Origin of the sequence: Eubacterium ramulus ATCC 29099 (assembly GCF_000469345.1) — a bacterium.
Lineage (GTDB): Bacteria > Bacillota > Clostridia > Lachnospirales > Lachnospiraceae > Eubacterium_I > Eubacterium_I ramulus.
On sequence record NZ_KI271116.1, the window covers coordinates 327 to 1,813 of the forward strand.

1 pseudogene is annotated in these 1,487 nt (G+C 43.1%); it reads left to right on the plus strand.

Features of this window, described 5'->3' with window-relative positions:
• A pseudogene (locus HMPREF0373_RS06650) lies at positions 1–1,487 on the plus strand (SrtB-anchored collagen-binding adhesin); the annotation flags it as partial.

Sequence of the window (1,487 nt, forward strand, 5' to 3'; positions counted from 1 at the left end):
GGTTATATCTACTCTGGCGAGGGGCAGGAATTGGGACAATTCTGGGCGAAGCTGAATGTCGGAAATGCGAAACTGCAAAAGACTTCCAGTAATACCAGCATTACAGACAGTAACGGGAATTACTCTGTCGCTGGTGCGACCTATGGTGTCTTTTCTGATAAGGACTGCACGAAACAGCTTGCCACCCTTACGACTGATGAAAACGGAAATACAGATGTTGTAGAGGTAAAGGCTGGCACAGTTTATATCCAGGAACTTTCTGCACCAGCAGGATATAAAGTAGATAAAACTGTATATTCCTTAAAGGTTGAAGCTGGAAAGACAGCGACCTTGAAAGTATCAGATATACCAAAAGTAACGGACACTTTGATTGAGCTTTTCAAGATTGATATGGAAACACAGAAAGACAATCCGCAGGGGAACGCTTCTTTAGCAGGTGCGGAATTTACATGGAAGTATTATGCAGGCTTCTATACTAAAGACAATCTCCCTGCCGAAGCTACTCGTACATGGGTTACAAAGACAATCGCTGAAACAGACAGCTACGGGACAACTCATTACATCACAAAATTAGCGGACGCATACAAGGTGTCTGGCGACAGCTTCTATATACAAGACGGAAAAGCCGTTCTTCCACTTGGGACACTAACCATAGAAGAAACAAAAGCTCCAAACGGCTACTTGTTAGAGGGTGCATATATGCAGGCTGGCGATAAGTCCGAACAGATTAAGGGCTTATATGTAACACAGATTACCGAGGACGACGACCTTGCCGTATTATCTGGAAGAAACCAGTTTTCCGTATCAGACAAGGTTATCCGTGGCGGTGTGAAAATTCAGAAGCGAGATTTAGAAACGGGCGATATGAAGCCACAAGGAAGTGCAACCTTGAAAGATACTGCTTTTGACATCATTTCCTTAAATGATAATTCTGTTTTGGTTGAGGGCAAGCTATACAAGAAAAATGAAGTGGTAAAGACAATTCGTACCGATATTGAGGGTGTCGCTTCTACTTCTGCCGACCTTTTACCTTATGGAAAGTTTCGTATCGTTGAAAGTGAAGCTCCAAACGGATATTTGACTGACGGTGCAAAACCGATTGATTTTACAATCACAGAAAATGGAAAAATTGTGGACTTAACCGACAAAGCCCATTCTATCTACAATCAGATTAAGCGTGGGGATATTGAGGGCGTGAAAATCGGTGCAGGCACACACAAGCGTCTTGCTGATGTTCCTTTTAGGATCACAAGCAAGACGACGGGTGAAAATCATGTAGTGGTAACTGATGATAACGGGCAATTCTCCACTTCTGCTGAATGGGCTTCTCATAAGCACAATACAAACGCAGGAAAGACCAGTGAGGACGGTGTGTGGTTTGGGACTTCTGAACCAGACGACAGCAAGGGTGCATTACTTTATGATACTTACATCATTGAAGAATTACGCTCTGATAGTAACAAAGGCTTTGAACTTATCCCACCTTT